The sequence below is a fragment of the Kitasatospora sp. NPDC059722 genome, assembly GCF_042733235.1.
Classification (GTDB): Bacteria; Actinomycetota; Actinomycetes; order Streptomycetales; family Streptomycetaceae; genus Kitasatospora.
Genome location: NZ_JBHWGD010000016.1, coordinates 26,224 through 40,159 on the forward strand (window position 1 = coordinate 26,224; position 13,936 = coordinate 40,159).

Annotated in this window: 18 protein-coding genes; all 18 read right to left on the minus strand. The window is 69.0% G+C overall.

Annotation, left to right across the window (positions count from 1 at the left end; all coding sequences use genetic code 11):
* Nucleotides 1-30 precede the first annotated feature (30 nt).
* Nucleotides 31-1,395, minus strand: a complete 1,365-nt coding sequence (gene glmM, locus ACFV4F_RS13070) for a phosphoglucosamine mutase (protein ID WP_380435932.1) — start codon at nt 1,393-1,395, stop codon at nt 31-33.
* A 164-nt stretch (nt 1,396-1,559) separates the two neighbouring features.
* Nucleotides 1,560-2,069, minus strand: a complete 510-nt coding sequence (rpsI, locus tag ACFV4F_RS13075) for a 30S ribosomal protein S9 (protein WP_049649053.1) — start codon at nt 2,067-2,069, stop codon at nt 1,560-1,562.
* A gap of 45 nt (nt 2,070-2,114) precedes the next feature.
* The gene (gene rplM / locus ACFV4F_RS13080; protein ID WP_030055846.1) at nt 2,115-2,558 is read right to left on the minus strand and encodes a 50S ribosomal protein L13; all 444 of its coding nucleotides are present in this window, start codon (nt 2,556-2,558) and stop codon (nt 2,115-2,117) included.
* A gap of 243 nt (nt 2,559-2,801) precedes the next feature.
* Nucleotides 2,802-4,460, minus strand: a complete 1,659-nt coding sequence (locus ACFV4F_RS13085) for an ABC-F family ATP-binding cassette domain-containing protein (RefSeq protein ID WP_380496056.1) — start codon at nt 4,458-4,460, stop codon at nt 2,802-2,804.
* A gap of 68 nt (nt 4,461-4,528) precedes the next feature.
* A complete protein-coding gene (truA, locus tag ACFV4F_RS13090; RefSeq protein ID WP_380435927.1) occupies nt 4,529-5,440 on the minus strand; it encodes a tRNA pseudouridine(38-40) synthase TruA in 912 nt (303 codons plus the stop codon).
* Nucleotides 5,441-5,529: 89 nt separating this feature from the next.
* The gene (gene rplQ / locus ACFV4F_RS13095) at nt 5,530-6,009 is read right to left on the minus strand and encodes a 50S ribosomal protein L17 (RefSeq protein ID WP_359962289.1); all 480 of its coding nucleotides are present in this window, start codon (nt 6,007-6,009) and stop codon (nt 5,530-5,532) included.
* A gap of 129 nt (nt 6,010-6,138) precedes the next feature.
* Nucleotides 6,139-7,161 (minus strand): DNA-directed RNA polymerase subunit alpha, encoded by a 1,023-nt coding sequence (locus ACFV4F_RS13100; RefSeq protein ID WP_030055844.1) that lies wholly within the window; start codon nt 7,159-7,161, stop codon nt 6,139-6,141.
* Between the two features lie 131 nt (nt 7,162-7,292).
* The gene (gene rpsK, locus ACFV4F_RS13105) at nt 7,293-7,700 is read right to left on the minus strand and encodes a 30S ribosomal protein S11 (RefSeq protein WP_030232513.1); all 408 of its coding nucleotides are present in this window, start codon (nt 7,698-7,700) and stop codon (nt 7,293-7,295) included.
* 72 nt (nt 7,701-7,772) lie between these two features.
* The gene (rpsM, locus tag ACFV4F_RS13110; protein ID WP_097237495.1) at nt 7,773-8,153 is read right to left on the minus strand and encodes a 30S ribosomal protein S13; all 381 of its coding nucleotides are present in this window, start codon (nt 8,151-8,153) and stop codon (nt 7,773-7,775) included.
* A gap of 181 nt (nt 8,154-8,334) precedes the next feature.
* Complete coding sequence (gene rpmJ, locus ACFV4F_RS13115) at nt 8,335-8,448, minus strand: 50S ribosomal protein L36 (RefSeq protein ID WP_003956441.1); 114 nt, start codon at nt 8,446-8,448, stop codon at nt 8,335-8,337.
* A 32-nt stretch (nt 8,449-8,480) separates the two neighbouring features.
* Nucleotides 8,481-8,702 (minus strand): translation initiation factor IF-1, encoded by a 222-nt coding sequence (gene infA / locus ACFV4F_RS13120; protein ID WP_003956442.1) that lies wholly within the window; start codon nt 8,700-8,702, stop codon nt 8,481-8,483.
* A 179-nt stretch (nt 8,703-8,881) separates the two neighbouring features.
* A complete protein-coding gene (gene mscL / locus ACFV4F_RS13125) occupies nt 8,882-9,307 on the minus strand; it encodes a large conductance mechanosensitive channel protein MscL (protein WP_380435925.1) in 426 nt (141 codons plus the stop codon).
* A gap of 128 nt (nt 9,308-9,435) precedes the next feature.
* Nucleotides 9,436-10,275, minus strand: coding sequence for a type I methionyl aminopeptidase (gene map, locus ACFV4F_RS13130; protein ID WP_380496090.1), 840 nt, complete (start codon nt 10,273-10,275; stop codon nt 9,436-9,438).
* Between the two features lie 109 nt (nt 10,276-10,384).
* Nucleotides 10,385-11,038, minus strand: coding sequence for an adenylate kinase (locus ACFV4F_RS13135; RefSeq protein WP_380435923.1), 654 nt, complete (start codon nt 11,036-11,038; stop codon nt 10,385-10,387).
* On the minus strand, nt 11,038-12,348 hold the full coding sequence (gene secY, locus ACFV4F_RS13140; protein ID WP_380435921.1) for a preprotein translocase subunit SecY: 1,311 nt from the start codon (nt 12,346-12,348) through the stop codon (nt 11,038-11,040). The genes ACFV4F_RS13135 and secY overlap by 1 nt, the downstream gene beginning before the upstream one ends.
* Before the next feature lie 321 nt (nt 12,349-12,669).
* Nucleotides 12,670-13,122: a 50S ribosomal protein L15 gene (rplO, locus tag ACFV4F_RS13145; protein WP_380435919.1), complete on the minus strand. Its 453-nt coding sequence runs from the start codon at nt 13,120-13,122 to the stop codon at nt 12,670-12,672.
* Nucleotides 13,123-13,124: 2 nt separating this feature from the next.
* Nucleotides 13,125-13,307, minus strand: coding sequence for a 50S ribosomal protein L30 (rpmD, locus tag ACFV4F_RS13150; RefSeq protein ID WP_030055835.1), 183 nt, complete (start codon nt 13,305-13,307; stop codon nt 13,125-13,127).
* Nucleotides 13,307-13,930, minus strand: coding sequence for a 30S ribosomal protein S5 (gene rpsE, locus ACFV4F_RS13155; protein ID WP_030055834.1), 624 nt, complete (start codon nt 13,928-13,930; stop codon nt 13,307-13,309). Before rpsE ends, rpmD begins: the two co-directional genes overlap by 1 nt.
* Nucleotides 13,931-13,936 lie beyond the last annotated feature (6 nt).

The following is a 13,936-nucleotide window of genomic DNA, read 5'->3' on the forward strand; positions in this document are numbered from 1 at the left end:
CCGCGGCGGGGGCCTTCGTCACGTCCGGGCTCAGCCCAGGTGCGTCCGCACGGCCTCGGCCAGCTTGGCGGCGACGCCCTCGGCCTGGACGGCGTCCGCGGCCTCGACCATGACGCGCACCAGCGGCTCGGTGCCCGACGGGCGCAGCAGCACCCGGCCGGTGGAGCCCAGCTCGGCCTCGGCCTCGGCGACCGCGGCGGCCAGCTCGGTGCTGGTCTTCACGCGGCCCTTGTCGACGCCCTTGACGTTGATCAGGACCTGCGGCAGCCGGGTCATCACGGCGGCCAGGTCGGCGAGCGGCTGCTTGGTGGCGGCCAGGCGGGCGCCCAGCATCAGGCCGGTCAGGGTGCCGTCGCCGGTGGTGGCGTGGTCCAGCAGGATGACGTGGCCGGACTGCTCGCCGCCGAGCGCGAAGCCGTGCTCCTTCATCGCCTCCAGCACGTAGCGGTCGCCGACGGCGGTCTCCACCAGGTCGACGCCCTCGCGCTCCATCGCCAGCTTGAAGCCGAGGTTGGACATCACGGTGGCGACCGCGGTGTTGCGGCGCAGGGTGCCGGCCTCCTTCATGGCGACGGCGAGGATGGCGATGATCTGGTCGCCGTCCACCTCGTTGCCGTCGGCGTCGGCGGCCAGGCAGCGGTCGGCGTCGCCGTCGAGGGCGATGCCGAGGTCGGCCTGGTACTCCTTCATCGCCGTGCGCAGCCGGTCCAGGTGGGTGGAGCCGACGCCGTCGTTGATGTTGAGGCCGGTGGGCTCCGCGCCCAGGGTGTGGACGACCTCGGCGCCGGCCCGGGCGAAGGCCTCGGGGGCGACGTAGGCGGCGGCGCCGTGGGCGCCGTCGATGACGACCTTGATGCCGTCCAGGCGGTTGGGCAGGACGCCGATCAGGTGGGCGACGTACTTGTCGAAGCCCTCGGTGTACTCGCGCACCCGGCCGACGGCCGCGCCGGTCGGACGGTTCCACTCCTCGCCGCCGAGGGCGTGGGCGCGGTAGTGGGCCTCGATCGCGTCCTCGATCGTGTCGTCCAGCTTGTGGCCGCCGCGGGCGAGGAACTTGATGCCGTTGTCCGGCATCGCGTTGTGGCTGGCGGAGAGCATCACGCCGAAGTCGGCGCCGAGCGCGCCGGTGAGGTACGCCACGGCCGGGGTGGGCAGCACGCCGACGCGCAGCACGTCGACGCCGGAACTGGCCAGGCCCGCGATGACCGCGGCCTCCAGGAACTCGCCCGACGCCCGCGGATCGCGACCGACCACCGCGACCGGCCGGTGGCCGTCGAAGGCGCCGGCCTCGCCGAGCACGTGGGCCGCCGCGACCGACAGGCCGAGCGCGAGCTCCGCCGTCAGGCCCACGTTGGCCACTCCGCGCACGCCGTCCGTACCGAAGAGTCGTCCCACTGTCCCGTCCTCCATCAACCAGTCCCGGAAGTCCACTCGGTCCCCGGCCGCCGCACAGTAGCCGGGGAACGCGTCGCCCCGGAGTACACGTGGTACTCCGGGGCGACGGTTGCGCAAACCAGGGGGCGGCGCCGCCAGGGCGGTACGCACCCCCTGGGACGCGATTAGCGCTTGCTGTACTGCGGCGCCTTGCGGGCCTTCTTCAGACCGGCCTTCTTGCGCTCGACGGCGCGGGCGTCACGGGTCAGGAAGCCGGCCTTCTTCAGCGCGCCGCGGTTGTTGTCCACGTCGGCCTCGTTCAGGGCACGGGCCACGCCGAGGCGCAGCGCGTAGGCCTGGCCGGAGACGCCGCCACCGCTGATGCGGGCGACGACGTCGTAACGGCCGTCCAGCTCGAGGAGCTTGAAGGGCTCGTTCACGGTCTGCTGGTGCACCTTGTTGGGGAAGTAACCCTCGAGGGTGCGACCGTTGATCTTCCACTGGCCGGTGCCGGGGACGATGCGCACGCGGGCGATCGCCTCCTTGCGACGGCCCAGGCCGGCGCCGGGGACGGCCTCGCCGAAGCGGCCGGCCAGCGACTCGGAGGTGTAGCTCTCCTCGGAGGTGTACTCGCCCTCGACGGCCTCAACGGCCTCGTCGAAGTCGACCTCAAGGGTTTCAGTGGTCTCGGCCACGGTGTTCCTCAGCTCTTTTCAGTGTTGGGGGGCTTGGTGGCCGAATTACTGCGCGACCTGGGTGATCTCGAACGGCACCGGCTGCTGGGCAGCGTGGGGGTGCTGGTCGCCCGAGTAGACCTTCAGCTTCGAGAGCATCTGACGGCCCAGGCTGTTCTTGGGGATCATGCCCTTGATGGCCTTCTCGACGGCCTTCTCCGGGTTGTTCGCCAGCAGGTCGTCGTAGCGCACCGAGCGCAGACCGCCCGGGAAGCCCGAGTGGCGGTAGGCCAGCTTCTGGGTCTTCTTGTTACCGGACAGGTGCACCTTGTCGGCGTTGATGATGATGACGAAGTCACCAGTGTCAACGTGCGGCGCGTAGATCGCCTTGTGCTTGCCCCGGAGGAGGTTGGCGGCCTGGGAAGCCAGGCGGCCGAGCACGACGTCGGTCGCGTCGATGACGTGCCACTGACGCTGGACGTCGCCGGGCTTGGGGCTGTACGTACGCACGGTCGTAGCCTTCGCTTTTCAGTGAGTGAGTCCTGACAGGAGCACCCGGACGGAAGAGCAGCCTGATCACCCTTGGACGCAATTCAAGGGTGACCGCTGGTCGTCGACCTGATGTCTCCGGCGTACCGACCTCTCACGTGAGATAGAGCGAGCCAATACGCACATCAAGCGTCCAGGTTACCGGGCGGGCGGGGAGGGGTCAAAATCCCGCTCCCACCGGCCGCGGGACCGGCCGCCCGTCACTCAGCGTTCGCGCTCGACCCGGGTGACGTCCCAGACCGGCTCGGACGACTCAAACACCCGGCCGTCGGCCCCGAACACCAGGTAGCGGTCGAAGGTCCGGGCGAACCACCGGTCGTGGGTGACGCACAGCACCGTGCCCTCGAAGGCCTCCAGCCCGGCCTGCAGCGCCTCGGCGCTCTCCAGGTCCAGGTTGTCGGTCGGCTCGTCGAGCAACAGGGCCGTCACGCCGGAGAGTTCGAGCTTGAGGATCATCAGCCGGGCCTGCTGGCCGCCGGACAGCGACTCGAACTTCTGCTCCTCCTGCCGGTCCAGCTCGTAGCGGCGCAGCGCGCCCATCGCGGCGCCGCGGCTGAGCGCGTGCTCCTCCTCCACGATCGAGCGGACGGTGCGCCCGAACAGCTCCGGGTGGGCGTGCGTCTGCCGGAAGTGGCCCGGGACGACCCGGGCGCCGAGCTTCCACGCCCCCGTGTGCGCGACCGTCTCGTCGCCGGCCAGCAGCCGCAGGAGGTGCGACTTGCCAGCGCCGTTGGCGCCGAGCACCCCGACCCGCTCGCCGTAGAAGACCTCCAGGTCGAAGGGCTGCATCAGGCCGGTGAGCTCCAACTGCTCCATGGTGAAGGCCCGGACGCCGGTGCGCCCGCCCTTGAGCCGCATGGTGATGCTCTGCTCGCGCGGCGGCTCCTCCGGGCGGCCGGCCTCCTCGAACTTCTTCAGCCGGGTCTGGGCGGCGGCGTAGCGGGTGGCGAGCGCGTGGCTGACGGAGGCGGCCTGGCGCAGGGTGACGACCAGCTTCTTGAGCTTGGCGTGCTCCTCGTCCCAGCGCCGGCCGAGCTCCTCGAAGCGCGCGAAGCGGTCCTTGCGGGCCTCGTGGAAGCTGTCGAAGCCGCCGCCGTGCACCCAGACGCTGCTGCCGGCCGCGCCGGACTCGACGGCGATGATCTTGTCCGCGGTCTTCGAGAGCAGCTCGCGGTCGTGTGAGATGTACAGCACGGTCTTCGAGGTGGCCTTGATGGCCTCCTCCAGCCAGCGCTTGCCCGGGACGTCCAGGTAGTTGTCCGGCTCGTCGAGGAGGAGCACCTCCTCCGGGCCGCGCAGCAGCGTCTCCAGGACGAGCCGCTTCTGCTCGCCGCCGGAGAGGGTGTTCAGGCCGCGCCACTGGGCCTTGTCGAAGGGCACGCCGAGGGCCGCCATGGTGCAGACGTCCCAGTCGGTCTCGTAGTCGTAGCCGCCGACGTCGGCCCAGTCGGAGAGCGCCTGGGCGTAGGCCATCTGGGTCTTCTCGTCGTCCTGCGCGATCATCGCGAGCTCGGCGGCGTCCACCGCGCGGGCGGCGGTGGCGATCCGCTCGGGGGCGACGGAGACCAGCAGGTCGCGCACGGAGGCGTCGGCCGGCAGCGCGCCGGGAGTGGCCGACCGGTCCTCGCGGCCGGTGGTGCCGACGAACTGGCGCATCACGCCGAGCCCGCCGCTGATCGTCACCGAGCCGCCGTGCGGCTGGATGTCGCCCGCGATCATGCGCAGCAGCGTCGTCTTGCCGGCGCCGTTGGCCCCGACCAGGGCGACCGCGGCGCCCTCGCCGACCCGGAAGGACGCGTCGTCGAACAGCACCCGTCCGTCCGGCAGGTAGTACTCAAGGTGCGAAATCTCGACGTGTCCCATGGGAGCGATTGTCCCAAGCCGACGCCTCCGGCCAAAACGGATTTGGGGCCGGCCTCCGGAGACGGGCCCTAACCGGCCGCCGGCTGCCCGGGCAGGGTCCGCATGCGCCGGGCCTGGCGGTTGCGTTCGGCCAGCTGGTCGTCGGCCGGGTAGCCGACCTCCTCCAGCGTGAGCCCGTACGGCCGGATCACGTTGACGGCCGAGTTGCGGACGCCGCCGGCCAGCACCTCGCCGGGGAACTCCACCGGCCGGTGCCCGTCGCCGACCAGCAGCATCGCGCCGACCAGCGCCCGGACCATGTTGTGGCAGAACGCGTCGGCGCGGACGGTGGCGACCGCGAGCGAGCCCTCCTGGGCGGCGTAGGGGTCCACCGGGACGCGGTCCCAGTGGAGCTCCAGCAGGGTGCGGATGGTCGTCGCGCCCTCGCGCTTCTTGCAGTACGCGGCGAAGTCGTGCTCGCCGAGCAGCAGCTTGGCGGCCTCGTTCATCCGGTCGAGGTCGAGCGGCCGGTCGTGCCAGAGCACGTGCCCGCGCAGCAGCGGGTCCACCCCGCCCTGGTGGTCGGCCACGCGGTACGCGTAGCGCCGCCAGATCGCCGAGAAGCGCGCGTCGAACCCGGGCGGCGCCTCGCCGACCCGGTAGATCCGGACGTCCCCGGGCAGCCGCCCGGCCAGCCGGCGCAGCAGCTTCTCGCGGTGCGCCTCCCACAGCTCGGCCGGCAGGTCGACGTGCGCGACCTGGCCGCGCGCGTGGACGCCGGCGTCGGTGCGGCCGGCCACGGTCAGCGGGAACAGCTCGCCGCTGCGGGTGACGACCTGCAGCGCGCTCTCGATCTCCTCCTGGACCGTCCGGCGGCCGCCCTTCTGGCGGGCCCAGCCGGAGAACTCGGCGCCGTGGTAGGCGAGGTCGAGCCGGACCCGGACGTAGCCGTCGGCCGGGCCGTCCTTCACCGGCGGCTGCTCGGCGCAATCGTTGACCACTGCTTCTCTTCTCCCGGGGACCTCGAAGACAAGGAACGGGCCCGCTCCCCCATCGCTGGGAGAACGGGCCCGCGGTACACCTAGAGGTGTCAGGCCTGCTCGGCGGCCTCGGCCTCGTCGGCCTTGGTCTCGACGGCGGCGGCCTCGTCGGCCTCCTTGACGGCGCGCTTGGTGGCGGCCTCGGCCTCGCCGACGGCGGTCTGCGCGACGGTCAGCGCCTCGACCAGCTCGATCACGGCCATCGGGGCGTTGTCGCCACGACGGGGACCGACCTTGGTGATGCGGGTGTAGCCACCCGGGCGGTTCTCGTAGCGCGGCGCGATCTCGGTGAAGAGGGTGTGCAGCACGGCGATGTCGGTGATCGTCTTGCGCACCAGGCGACGGTTGTGGATGTCGCCCTTCTTCGCCTTGGTGATCAGCTTCTCCGCCAGCGGGCGCAGGCGGCGGGCCTTGGCCTCGGTGGTGGTGATGCGGCCGTACTGGAACAGCTCACGGGCCAGACCGGCGAGCAGCAGCGGCTCGTGGTGCGGGCCACCGCCGAGGCGGGCACCCTTGGTGGGACGCGGCATGGAATTACTCCTTGGATCTCCGACTGCGGCCGTACCAGGTACCGCAGCGGGCGTACGGGCACTGTGCCCGCACGACTTTCACGACGACGGGGACGGTCCTCGCGAGAACCGCCCCCGCGGCCAAATCTCTTAGTACTGCTCGGTCTCGGCGTAACCCGCGTCGTCCAGGTCGTCGGCGCCGAAGGCGTCGGCGGCCGCGGTCGGGTCGAACCCGGGCGGGCTGTCCTTGAGGGCCAGGCCCATGCCGGCCAGCTTCGCCTTGACCTCGTCGATCGACTTCGCACCGAAGTTGCGGATGTCGAGCAGGTCGGCCTCGGAGCGGGCCACGAGCTCACCCACGGTGTGGATGCCCTCGCGCTTGAGGCAGTTGTAGGAGCGGACCGTGAGCTCCAGCTCCTCGATCGGCAGCGCCAGGTCGGCGGCCAGGGCGGCGTCCGTCGGGGACGGGCCCATGTCGATGCCCTCGGCGTCGATGTTCAGCTCGCGGGCGAGGCCGAACAGCTCCACCAGGGTCTTGCCGGCCGAGGCCATGGCGTCGCGCGGACGCATGGCGGGCTTGGTCTCGACGTCGACGATCAGCTTGTCGAAGTCGGTCCGCTGCTCGACACGGGTGGCCTCGACCTTGTAGGTGACCTTCAGCACGGGGCTGTAGATCGAGTCGACCGGGATGCGGCCGATCTCCTGGCCGGAGGCCTTGTTCTGGACGGCGGAGACGTAGCCGCGACCGCGCTCGACGGTCAGCTCCATCTCCAGCTTGCCCTTGCCGTTCAGCGTGGCGAGGACCAGCTCCGGGTTGTGCACCTCGACACCGGCCGGCGGCGCGATGTCGGCGGCGGTGACGACACCCGGGCCCTGCTTGCGCAGGTACATCACGACCGGCTCGTCGTGCTCCGAGGAGACGACCAGCTGCTTGATGTTGAGGATGAGGTCGGTCACGTCCTCCTTGACGCCCGGCACGGTGGTGAACTCGTGCAGGACGCCGTCGATGCGGATGCTGGTGACAGCGGCACCCGGGATCGACGACAGGAGCGTGCGGCGCAGGGAGTTGCCGAGGGTGTAGCCGAAGCCCGGCTCCAGCGGCTCGATCACGAACCGCGAGCGGAACTCGTCGACGACCTCTTCGGTCAGCGAGGGGCGCTGAGCGATAAGCATGGGGGGTAATCCTCCGGTTGTCTTCGGCACCCACTATTTGATGCCGACAGGACCAAGCGTACGGGGTCTCGCACAAAACGAGACCCCGTACGTGGTTTAAAGCAGGACCCAGCGTGCCCGAAGGCGCTGCGTCAGACGCGGCGGCGCTTCGGCGGACGGCAGCCGTTGTGCGGGGTGGGGGTGACGTCCTGGATCGAGCCGACCTCCAGGCCGGTGGCCTGGAGCGAACGGATCGCGGTCTCGCGGCCGGAGCCCGGACCCTTCACGAAGACGTCAACCTTGCGCATGCCGTGCTCCTGCGCGCGACGGGCAGCGGCCTCGGCGGCCATCTGCGCGGCGAACGGGGTGGACTTGCGCGAGCCCTTGAAGCCGACGTGGCCGGCGGAGGCCCAGGAGATCACGTTGCCCGCGGGGTCGGTGATCGAAACGATGGTGTTGTTGAACGTGCTCTTGATGTGCGCGTGGCCGTGAGCGACGTTCTTCTTTTCCTTGCGGCGGATCTTCTTCGCGCCGGCAGCCTGACGACCCTTGGGGGGCATAAGTCTGTTCTCCTACTGAGGTGGTCGGTCCGCTGACCCGCGGGCCGGAGGGATGTCCGGTTACGGGACGGACTACTTCTTGCCCGGCTTCTTCTTGCCGGCGATCGCGCGACGCGGGCCCTTGCGGGTACGCGCGTTGGTGTGGGTGCGCTGGCCGCGGACCGGCAGGCCACGGCGGTGACGCAGACCCTCGTAGCAGCCGATCTCGACCTTGCGGCGGATGTCGGCGGCCACCTCACGGCGGAGGTCACCCTCGACCGTGTAGTTGGCGTCGATGTACTGGCTCAGCTTGACGAGGTCTTCCTCGGAGATGTCGCGAACGCGGACATCCGGGTTGACACCGGTCTCGGCCAGGGTCTGCTGGGCGCGGGTACGGCCGATGCCGTACACGTAGGTAAGGGCGATCTCGATCCGCTTCTCACGGGGGAGATCAACGCCGGCGAGGCGTGCCATTCAAGGCTCCTGTGTTTCTTCAGAGGTCTTGCGTGCTACCTACTCCGACATCTCACGATGAGGGAGCCCCGGCCTCTGACCGGGGGCGGCAGTCCGTCCGGTGTCCCGTAGACGGATCGGGTAGCCCGCTTATGACGTTTTTCGCGTCGCGCGAAGTACTACGAGAAATGCTGGGGAGAGATCAGCCCTGGCGCTGCTTGTGGCGCAGGTTGTCGCAGATCACCATGACCCGGCCGTGGCGGCGGATCACCTTGCACTTGTCGCAGATCTTCTTGACGCTCGGCTTGACCTTCATGTTCAGGTTCTCCGGGTCTAGATCTGACGTTCTTACTTGTAGCGGTAGACGATCCGGCCGCGCGTGAGGTCGTAGGGGCTGAGCTCCACGACGACCCGGTCGTCCGGCAGGATGCGGATGTAGTGCATGCGCATCTTGCCACTGATGTGCGCGAGGACCTTGTGACCGTTCTGCAGCTCGACCTTGAACATCGCGTTCGGCAGAGACTCGATCACGGTGCCCTCGATCTCAATGGCGCCTTGCTTCTTAGCCATGAACTGCGAGATCCACCTTCCGGGACCGGCTACCGTATGCGGAACGCTCGTGCGAACCTGGGTTCACCCCGTCCCCGAGGGGAAGAGGGCGCGCTGAAGCACGCTACGAGTGAGCCGACGGTCCATCCTACGCCAGCGCGTCCGATGGGCCAAAACGAGGCTCCCGCGGGACGGCCGCGTCACACCCCGGCGGACACCGCCAGCGGCTCGACGTGCGCGGTGCAGGCCGAGCAGCGGCGGGCCGCCTCGGGGATGTCGGTCAGGCACTCGGGGCACGGACGCTTCGGGGTGGCCGGCTTCTTGGGCATGTACCGGGCGGTGGCCTTGCTCACCGGCAGGACGACGCAGAAGTAGAGCACCGCGGCGGTCATCACGAACGCGATCACCACGTTGAGGAACTGCCCGTACGGGAAGGTCACGTTGGCGACCGTCGCCTTGTACGAGCTGAAGTCGCCGGCCGCGCCGACGACCACGCCGACCAGTGGGGTGAGGAACGCGGACACGAAGCCGGTCACCACCCCGGTGAACGCGGCCCCGATGACGACACCGACCGCCATGTCGACGACGTTGCCGCGCATCATGAAGTCGCGAAATCCCTTGAGCACGTGCTCTCTCCTCGCTCTGAGCCCACAAGTAGCCACTGCCAGCCGATAAAAATAGGACAAAAGCCCTGGAGGTCCAAACCTCCAGGGCTCCGGTGCCTTGTCGGCGACGGCAGTCGGCCGCCGGGCGACTACGCGAGCGGGTCCGGCGCGGCCGTGACGCCGAGCTTCGCGAGCTCCGCCTTGCCGCCGTCGAAGGCGGTCAGGACCAGCGGGCCCTGCTCGGTGACGGCGACGGAGTGCTCCCAGTGCGAGGCCCAGGTGCCGTCGTTGGTGACGACCGTCCAGTCGTCCTCCAGCACGGTGGTGTGCGGGGTGCCCAGCGAGACCATCGGCTCGATCGCCAGCACGGTGCCGGGGATCAGCTTCGGGCCCTTGCCGCGGCCGCGCTCGACGTAGTTCAGGACGTGCGGCTCCATGTGCATCGCGGTGCCGATGCCGTGACCGCCGTAGCCCTCGGTGATGCCCCACTTGCCCTTCGGCGGCAGCGGCTGGCGGCGGATGAAGCCCTCGATCGCCTTGGAGACGTCGACCAGGCGGTTGCTCTTCTTCATCTGGGCGATGCCGGCCCACATCGAGCCCTCGGTCACCCGGCTCAGCATCTCGACCTCGGGGCGGACCTCGCCGACGGCGACGGTGATCGCCGCGTCGCCGTGCCAGCCGTCCAGGATGGCGCCGCAGTCGATCGAGATGATGTCGCCCTCCTGCAGCACCCGGTCACCGGGGATGCCGTGCACGACCTCGTTGTTCACCGAGGCGCAGATCACGCCCGGGAACCACAGGCCGCCGTGGTGCGCGCGGAAGTTGGAGGTGGCGCCGTGGTCGGTGATCACCTTGTCCGCGACGTCGTTCAGCTCCTGGGTCGTCACCCCCGGGGCGACCGCCTCACGGCAGGCCTTCAGCGCTTCGGCGACGACCAGCCCGGCCGCTCGCATCTTCGCGATCTGCTCGGGGGTCTTGATCTCCACCATCAGGGTCACGCCTTCCACGTTCCGTTTGCCACTGCGTACCACCGTACGACGCCGTACGGCCGCGCTGCCCGGGATAGGGAGCGCGGCCGTACGTACGTCGCTAAAAAACTCAGCTGTCCTGCTTCAGCGCCTCGATCGCGCGCTGCGTCACCTCGTCCACCTTGCCGAGCGCCGAGATCGTCGCCACCAGGCCCTGCTGGACGTAGTAGTCGATGATCGGCTCGGTCTCCGTGTGGTAGACCTCCAGGCGCGTGCGCACCTTCTCCTCGGTGTCGTCCGAGCGCTGGTACAGCTCGCCGCCGCACTCGTCGCAGACGCCCGCGACCTTCGGCGGGTTGTAGTCCACGTGGAACACGTGGCCGCCGTCGTTGCGGCACAGGCGCCGGCCGGCGATCCGGCGGACGACCTCGTCCTCGGGGACCTCCAGGTCCAGCACGCCGTCGAGCGTGATGCCCTGCTCGACGAGGAACTCGTCCAGCGCCTTCGCCTGGCCCAGGTTGCGGGGGAAGCCGTCGAGCAGGAAGCCGTTCGCGGCGTCCGCCTGCAGCATCCGGTCCTTGGCCATCCCGATGGTCACCTCGTCCGGCACCAGGCGACCCGCGTCCATGTAGCTCTTGGCCTCGAGCCCCAGCGGGGTGCCCTGGCCGATGTTGGCGCGGAACAGGTCTCCGGTGGAGATGTGGGGGATGGACAGGGTCTTGGCGAGCAGGTGCGCCTGAGTACCCTTCCCGGCCCCGGGAGGACCAACGAGGACGATACGCATCAGCGGAGGAACCCTTCGTAATTGCGCTGCTGGAGCTGGCTCTCGATCTGCTTCACAGTTTCGAGTCCGACGCCGACGACGATGAGAACGCTGGTGCCGCCGAACGGGAAGTTGGTCTGCTGTCCGAAGGCGACCAGGGCGATCATCGGGATCAACGCGATCAGGCCCAGGTAGAGCGAACCCGGCCACGTGATCCGGGTCAGCACGTAGTTCAGGTACTCGGCCGTCGGCCGGCCGGCCCGGATGCCCGGGATGAAGCCACCATACTTCTTCATATTGTCGGCAACTTCTTCGGGGTTGAAGGAGATCGCGACGTAGAAGAAGGCGAAGAAGACGATCAGCAGGAAGTAGGTGGCCATGTAGATCGGGTGGTCACCCTTGACGAAGTTCGTCCGGATCCAGGTCGCCCAGCCGGCCTGGCTGTTGGTCAGCTGGACCACCAGGGCGGGGATGTACAGCAGCGACGAGGCGAAGATGACCGGGATGACACCGGCCTGGTTCACCTTGAGCGGGATGTAGGTCGAGGTGCCGCCGAACGCGCGGCGGCCGATCATGCGCTTCGCGTACTGCACCGGGATCCGGCGCTGGGCCTGCTCGACGAAGATGACCAGCATCACAACGATGACGCCGACGGCCACGACGGAGAGGAACTCGACCCAGCCGCCACCGATGGTGCCGGACTGCTTGATCGCCCACATGTTGGAGGGGAACTGCGCCGCGATCGAGGTGAAGATCAGCAGCGACATGCCGTTGCCGATGCCGCGGTCGGTGATCAGCTCGCCCAGCCACATGATGACGGTGGTGCCGGCGGTCATGGTGAGCACCATGACGGCGACCCGGAACACGCCGGTGTCCGGCACGATCTGGTTCGCCAGCGGGCAGCCGGAGAACAGCGCACCGCTGGAGGCCGTCGCGACGATGCCGGTGCCCTGGAGCACGGCGAGCGCGATGGTCAGGTAGCGGGTGTACTGGGTGATCTTCGCCGTACCGGCCTGGCCCTCCTTCTTCAGCGCCTCGAGTCGCGGGATCACGACGGTGAGGAGCTGGAGGATGATGCTGGCCGTGATGTACGGCATGATGCCGAGCGCGAAGATCGTGAGCTGAAGAAGCGCGCCACCACTGAACAGGTTGACGAGCCCGAAGAGGCCGCTGTTCTTGGTCTCCTTCACGCACTCGTTCACGGCCGTGAAACTCACGCCGGGAATCGGGATGTGCGAGCCCAGCCGGAACAGCACCATGATGCCCAGCGTGAACAGCAGCTTCTTGCGCAGGTCGGGCGTCTGGAACGCCCGCGCGAACGCACTGAGCACGGTGCCTCCTGCGCCTCCCGCACGTCGTCGGCGGGAGGGTCGGTCCTGAATGGGGAGTTTGCGGTTCGGGCCCCCGTACAGACGGCACAGGCGAGCCTACGCGCAGCCTACAAGGGAACTCCACGGACTCTAACAGTGCGCAGCCACTCGGAAGAAGCGCGTACGGCCCCTCCCCCACTCACGGGGTACGGGATGCCCGGATTTGCCACACAAAAGAACGAGGACCACTCCGGCCGGTTTTCGGTCCGTGGCCGAACCGGAAAAGCGCGAACCCCGCACTTCCCGGAGGAAGTGCGGGGTTCGGAGCTGTGATCAGCGGGCTCAGACGAGCTCGGTGACCGTACCGCCGGCGGCGGTGATCTTCGCGGCGGCGGAGCCGGAGACGGCGTCGACCGTCACCTGCAGCGCGACCGAGATCTCGCCGGTGCCGAGCACCTTGACGAGCGAGTTCTTGCGAACCGCGCCCTTGGCGACCAGGTCCTCGACCGTGACCTCTCCACCCTGCGGGTAGAGCTCGGCCAGCTTGTCGAGGTTGACGACCTGGAAGGTGATCTTGAACGGGTTCTTGAAGCCCTTCAGCTTCGGCAGGCGCATGTGGAGCGGCATCTGGCCACCCTCGAAGCGCTGCGGAACCTGGTAGCGGGCCTTGGTGCCCTTGGTGCCACGACCAGCGGTCTTACCCTTGGAGCCCTCACCACGACCCACGCGGATCTTGTCGGTCTTGGCACCCGGGGCGGGACGCAGGTTGTGGATCTTGATCGGGTTGTCGCCCATGATCAGTCCACCTCCTCAACCGTCACCAGGTGACGGACCGTGTGGGCCATCCCGCGGATCTCGGGACGGTCCTCCTTCACCACGACGTCGTGCATGCGCTTGAGACCAAGCGAACGCAGGGTGTCACGGTGATTCTGCTTGCTGCCGATGTACGACTTGGTCTGCGTGATCTTCAGGCGAGCCATCAGGCGCTCACCCCAGCAGCACGCGCCCGCAGCAGAGCGGCGGGGGCCACGTCCTCCAGCGGCAGGCCACGACGGGCGGCGATCTCCTCGGGGCGCACGAGGCCCTTCAGAGCAGCCACGGTGGCGTGCACGATGTTGATCGCGTTGTCCGAGCCGAGCGACTTCGACAGGATGTCGTGGATGCCGGCGCACTCCAGGACGGCGCGCACCGGACCACCGGCGATAACACCGGTACCGGGGGCGGCGGGCTTCAGGAGCACGACGCCGGCGGCCTTCTCACCCTGGATGGGGTGCGGGATGGTGCCCTGGATACGGGGGACCTTGAAGAAGTTCTTCTTGGCCTCCTCAACACCCTTGGCGATGGCGGCCGGAACCTCCTTCGCCTTCCCGTAACCAACACCCACGGTGCCGTCACCATCGCCCACCACGACCAGCGCGGTGAAGGAGAAGCGACGACCACCCTTGACAACCTTGGCGACACGGTTGATCGCGACAACGCGCTCGACGTAAGCGGTCTTCTCGACGGCGGGGGCGTTGCCCCGGTCGTCACGCTTACGGTCGCGCCGCTCGCCACCGCCGGTGCCACCGCCGGCGCCGCTACCGCGGCGCTGGGGTCCAGCCATTGGAAT